The sequence below is a fragment of the Streptomyces sp. IBSBF 3136 genome (assembly GCF_036815105.1).
Taxonomy (GTDB): domain Bacteria; phylum Actinomycetota; class Actinomycetes; order Streptomycetales; family Streptomycetaceae; genus Streptomyces.
On the sequence record NZ_JAJSZC010000348.1, the window covers coordinates 1 to 5,572 of the forward strand.

Annotated in this window: 4 protein-coding genes; 1 reads left to right on the forward strand and 3 read right to left on the reverse strand. The window is 72.8% G+C overall.

Annotation, left to right across the window (positions count from 1 at the left end; all coding sequences use genetic code 11):
* The 3 genes from V7E45_RS38385 to eccE all read right to left on the reverse strand — a co-directional run.
* A partial coding sequence (locus V7E45_RS38385) for an SCO5717 family growth-regulating ATPase (protein WP_333778910.1) occupies positions 1-1,327 on the reverse strand: 1,327 nt, incomplete at its 3' end.
* Positions 1,328-1,647: 320 nt separating this feature from the next.
* Complete coding sequence (locus V7E45_RS38390; RefSeq protein ID WP_333778911.1) at positions 1,648-2,412, reverse strand: hypothetical protein; 765 nt, start codon at positions 2,410-2,412, stop codon at positions 1,648-1,650.
* On the reverse strand, positions 2,412-3,782 hold the full coding sequence (gene eccE, locus V7E45_RS38395) for a type VII secretion protein EccE (RefSeq protein ID WP_333778912.1): 1,371 nt from the start codon (positions 3,780-3,782) through the stop codon (positions 2,412-2,414). The genes V7E45_RS38390 and eccE overlap by 1 nt, the downstream gene beginning before the upstream one ends.
* A 206-nt stretch (positions 3,783-3,988) precedes the next feature.
* Here eccE and eccB point away from each other — a divergent pair, with 206 nt between their 5' ends.
* Positions 3,989-5,512 (forward strand): type VII secretion protein EccB, encoded by a 1,524-nt coding sequence (eccB, locus tag V7E45_RS38400; RefSeq protein WP_333778913.1) that lies wholly within the window; start codon positions 3,989-3,991, stop codon positions 5,510-5,512.
* The last annotated feature ends 60 nt before the right edge of the window (positions 5,513-5,572 follow it).

A 5,572-nucleotide genomic window follows, 5' to 3' on the forward strand; every position in this document is an offset into this window, starting at 1 on the left:
GCTCGGGCGTGCTGCGCTCGGGCGTGCCGGGCTGAGCGACGGCGTCCATGGGCTGCGGCGCGGAGGGCGCGGCGTCGGGGGAGTTGGCGTCAGGGGCGTGGGCGTCGGGGCCCTCGGCGTCGGCGGAGGTGGCGTCGGCGGACGTGGCCCCGGTGGGCTCGGCGGGGGCGGCGGCCGTAGCGGCCTCGGAGGAAACGACGTCAGCGCCCTCAGCGTTGCCGGCCTCTCCGGCCTCGCCCGCTTCTCCTGCCGGGCTGCCCTTCTCGGTCTCGACCTCGGCCGCATCGACGGCCGTGTCGTCGCCGACGGATGCAGCGGAACCGGACTCGGGACCGGCACCTTCGGCGCCGGCCTCAGCCGCACTCCGCTCGTGGTCACGGTCACCGGCGTCCCTGCCGTCACCGGTGTCACGCGCCGAGGACGTCTCGGCGTGGGTGTCACCGGCCGATGCGGCCCCGTCGCCGGCCCCGCCGTCAGAACCCTCGGCGGGGCTGTCGTCGGCGGCGTCGGCCTTCTCACCGGCCGCGGCGCGCTCGGCGATCTCGGCCATCTCACGCTTCAGGGCGACGGCGGAGAACCGCATGGTCGCCCCGCTCTCCAGGTCCCCGTTGTCAGGCTCGGAGGCGGGCACGGACGCGGCGGCGGCGACCGGGGCCTCCTGCTGCGGCGGGCCGGCCTGGTGCGGCGGCTGCGGGTGCGGCTGCCGGGCCTGCTGGGGCTCGAACCCCTCAGGCAGCCTCGGCACCGGAACCGGATTCCCGGTCGGCGGCGCGGGCGGAGCGTACGGAGCACCGGCGGTCGGAGCGGGAGCTGCGTAGGGAGTGCCGACGGGTGGGGCGAAGGGCGCACCAGGCATGGACGCCGGGGGAGCGGGAGGAGCAGGCGGAGCCGGCGGGGCGTACGGAGGGTACGGAGCCCCGGGCGCCGCGGTGCCGGCCGCCGGTGTCGCGTGCGGCGGCGGGGGAGTCGTGCCCATGGCGTGTGTGCCGGGGGCGAACGGGGGAAGCGGCGAAGCACCGCCGACACCGGGACCACCACCCGGGCCGGAACCGTGCGCACCGCCGGCACCCGCAGAACCACCGGCATCCGCAGCGCCACCCGACCCGGCGGCCCCGGAGACGCCCCCCGCACCCCCGGAGGCGGCCGGACCCGCACCGCCCGAGGTGCCGGACCCTCCCGAACCCGTGGACGCGTTCTGCGTGTACCAGGCGGGCGGGGCGTAGTCGATGGTGAACTCGCCCGTGGTCTCGATGGCCGACTCCGCGTCGGGCTGGTCATCGTCGGGTGTGGCCCAGCCCCCGCGGATCCCGTCCCGATCGCTGCTCACAGTTCCTCCTGGTGTGGTCGAGCACCCTCATGCCGTGCCGGGGCGACCATGTCGTGTCGTTCACGTCGTCCGTGGTCGTTCGGGGTGGTCCGGACCACCGGCCCTCCCCCTGGGACGACGACGCCTGGTCCACGGGTTCGGCATCGCGCCCGCTCCCAGCCTAATCACCAGGAGGCACACCTCGGCAGGCCCGCCCGCCCCTCGGCTCGCGCCGACCGGCACGAGCCGCGGCCGAACCACGGGCAAATAGAGGGGAATCCACCTACGGACGACACACGGACGACACAAGGGGGTCTAACAAAAGGGACGGGCGGGGCGGTTCAGTCCATCCGGCGCGGTGTGCCCAACAATCCGATCTCGGCGTCGGTGGGTTGGGTCATCACGTACTGCCGGTCACGGTCGGTGCACCACAGCGTGACGCCGTCGGGCAGACCCGGCAGCGAGTCGACCTCCGTGCGCGACAGCCCCATCGTGCGCCCGAGTTCGGCGGCCTCGTCCGGCGAGACCCGCTGGATGCCGGTGAGCCGGGTCTGCCGCAGCAGCCGGGGCGCGACGGGACTGAGATACGGCAGCAGTGTCAGCACCGACTGCCAGGGCCCCGACACCACCCGCCCGCGCGGCGGCCGCATGCCGCAGTCCCGCACCACCAGAACGGGCGTACCCGCCGAGGCGCCCTGCGGGGGCACCCGCCCCACCTCGTACACGGCGAGGCCGTTCTGCCCGCCGCCCATGGCGTGCACCATCTGCATCCAGGCCTGCGGCCGACCGGTCTCCACGGCGACCCGCGCCCCGGTGGCCGCCGTACGCAGCGCCAGCACCTGCGCCGTCCACAGACCACCGATGAGCACGACGTCGTACGGCGTCGGCCTGTTGATCCCCAGTACCGCCGGCTGCCCCTCGGCATCCACCCCGGCCACCACACCGTCGTCCCCGATGGGGAGGGCGAGCGTGTCGGCCTGCTCCGGGGACAGCACGTGCCGCGGATGCCGGGGCCCGAGCAGGCCGAAGCCGGTGCGCAACCGCTCACCCAAGCCGGGCGCCGCCGGGGACTGGCCCGACGGGGCTGCGGTCGTCGTCCTGGCCATCAGCGGGCACCTCCGAGCGGCAAGCTGGCGAGAACGCCGGGAAGTTGTTCCCGGTCGAGGCGCGCGAGTCCGGTGCGCGCCTGTCGCGCCGCGCGCTCCAGCTCGCGCCGCGCGTCGGTCAGCTCCTGGTTGCTGCGACCGGTGATGCGGACGTGGCCGGTGATCGTCACGTCCCGTTGCGCGCCCTCGGCCAGGGTCAGGCTGAAGGTCGTCGCCAGGGCGGGGACCGCGGTCAACTGCGCCACCAACTGCGCCAGCGAGCCCCCGGATCCGCCCAGCGGCGGCCAGCGGCGCACCCAGTAGGTGGTGTGCCGGCGGTTGTCGCAGCGCCAACTGCGCCCGGACTCCTCGGTGCGGCGCTGGGGCGCCTCACCTCGACCGGCCTGCGCTGCCTGAGCGGTGATCATCGGATTGGCGCAGGCGGAGGTGGCGATGGCGGCCGTCAGTTCCTCCTCGGTCAGCACGCTCGCCCTGAACCCGGCACCGGTCAGCCGGCTCGACAGGTGCTGGGCGGAGCGTGCCAGGCACTTCTGGGCGCCCGTCAGACCGCCGCCACGTGCGGCCACCGCCTCCGGGCACAGCTCGGGGTCGAGTTTCAGGGCGATCCAGGTGATGCGCACCGAGGGAGAGCCCGTCTGGGCCTGCAGCGGCGCGTAGTTGCTGACCACGACCGACTGCTGGGGAAGGTGGAGCGCGGGCGCGGGCTGTGTGTGCACCACGATCTGCGCCGACTCCAGGCGGATCCCGTCGACGTCGAGGACGTCCCGAACCAGCGCCACCGGCAGCGATCTGCGGCTGTGTTCCGCCCGGAGCGCGTCGGCGTCCGACTCGACCTGGAGCACCGCGGTGAGGAATCCGCCGTCGCCGACCATGCCGATCGGCCGCTGGTCACGGTCGTCGCCGCGGCTGTAGCTGTACGTGCGCAGGGTCGGGTCGCACTCGACGGCGGGCGCGAGACCGGAGTCGGTTCCCTGCGGCACCACGTTGCCCGCGGCCCGTCGGTTGCGGCTCCGCAGGGCCAGCAGTGTGCCCAGCCATTCCGGCATGGAACGCCCCCGGCGCCGTACGACGGCGAGCGCGACGAGCACCGCGGCGATCGCGACGGCGACGACCATGGCGACCATGCCCGCGAGCCAACCGCACACCACGAGCGCACCCGCGATCTCCAGCAGCACCAGCCGCTGCATCGCGAACGAACCTCCGCGCCCCGAGCGGGACTCCGGGTGCGGAGTGAAAGCGCCCTGGTGGGACGTGGGTGAGGGCCGGCCGTCCGGCCGGGAGGAAGACGAGTCGCCGGCCCGCGACCGGCCCGCGCCATCCGCTCGTGCCCCCGATTGCGATCGCGACCGGGTCCGCGTTGCGGAAGCCATCACTCCAAACCCCCCGAACTCTCCCGAAAACCCTGGTGCTCCGGTCCCTTCAAGCCCTGAGCAGCCTACCCGTGCCACACGCACACCCGCGTAACAGGCATAGTAGGGGCCGGGTCTGACAGTCGAGGCACCAGAGGCAATCGAGGGCGGGGGACGGATCTTCACAGGTCCCCCACGGCTCCGCAACGGGGAGAGAGCGGACAGAGATGGCATCACGGCGGGACGAACTCAACGCCTACACCTTCGCGAAGCGCCGCACGCTCGCGTCATTCCTGCAGCCGTCCCCCTCCGGTTCGGAGGAGGGCGCTCCCAAGCCACTCGGCGCGCTGGTGCCCGGCCTCGTCGTCGGCGTCGTGATCCTCGCGGTGTTCGGCGCGATCGGCATGTTCAGCCCGACGGCGCCCAAGGGCTGGGACGAGCCGGAGGAACACGTCATCGTGGCCAGCAAGTCCACCACTCGTTACGTCGTGTTGAAGACGGGCAAGCAGACACAACTGCACCCGGTCCTCAACATGGCCTCGGCGAAACTGCTTCTGGACCCCAGCAAGGCCAGCGTCATCACCGTGGACGAGAAGGTCCTCGACAGCGGCAAGCCCCCGCACGGCGCCACCATCGGCATCCCCTACGCCCCGGACCGGCTGCCCTCCCCGGAGGAGGCCGAGGCCACCAAGCGCTGGGCGGTCTGTGAGCGTCCCGGCGACGGCGGCCGGGCCATCCAGAAGGCGGCCTTCGTCCTCTCGAAGAAGGAATGGGCCAAGACGGACGGGCACGACAAGCTCACCCGCGGCGATCTGATGTACGTCGTGGCTCCGGACGGCAGGACGCAGTACGTCGTCGACGCCCGGGGCACCGCGTACAAGATCGCCGATCCGAGTGACAAGGAACTGCTCAAGGCCCTCGACACCCAGGGCCGCGCTCCGCAGCGCGTCTCCCAGGACTGGCTCGACACCCTCCACCAGGGGGCCCCGGTCGCGATCCCGCGGATCGAGGGAACGCCGGGCGCCGACGCCCACACCGGCAGCCTGCTGGGGCAGTACGACAAGGTCGGTGAGGTCGTCAAGGCGTGGGACGGGCAGACGATGCGGTACTACGTCGCGCTGCCGGGGAAGGTGGCCCACATCTCCGAGTTCACCGCCATGCTCCTGCTCAACAGCGGTCAGCTCGTCGGCGTGGGCCAGGCCGGTGAGGCGCAGAAGGTCAGCCCCGGAGCGGTCGGTGACAGCACGACGCTCGTCGGGAGCAAGAACTGGCCGATGTACAGGCCGAAGATGGTGAACGACGGCTCCAGCGCCACCAGCGGCCGGAACACCGTCTGCAACGTGCTGCGCTCGGTCGGCGCCAAGGGCAGGACCACCCTGTCGACCTGGGTGGGTACGGACTTCCCGGCCCAACTGCCCACCGGCTCGTCCAGCGCGTACGTCACCGCCGGTTCGGGTCTGCTGTACCGCCAGTTCCAGGGCACGGAGACGTCGGTCGGCGGCGTCTTCCTGGTCACCGACACGGGTCTGAGGTACGCCCTCCAGTCCAACAGCGACAGCGCCACCGACGACAAGGGGATCGGCACCTCGGCCGACAAGCGCAAGCAGGAGCTCGGCGAGGCGCAAATCGCGCAGACCCACCTCGGCTACGCGAAGGTGAGGCCCACTCCCGTCCCCAAGGAGTGGTCGACGTTCCTGCCGACGGGCCCGCGCCTGTCGGAGGCGGCGGCGCGGCAGCCGCAGGGCTCCTAGCAGCGGGTGGAGGGGCTGTCTCTAATACACATCACACGGTGCCGACGATCTAGGCGCGGT

Bases quoted from the DNA above. Each gene is read 5' to 3' on its own strand.
- V7E45_RS38390 (WP_333778911.1), bottom strand. From the start codon at position 2,412: ATGGCCAGGACGACGACCGCAGCCCCGTCGGGCCAGTCCCCGGCGGCG.
- eccE (WP_333778912.1), bottom strand. From the start codon at position 3,782: ATGGCTTCCGCAACGCGGACCCGGTCGCGATCGCAATCGGGGGCACGA.
- eccB (WP_333778913.1), top strand. From the start codon at position 3,989: ATGGCATCACGGCGGGACGAACTCAACGCCTACACCTTCGCGAAGCGC.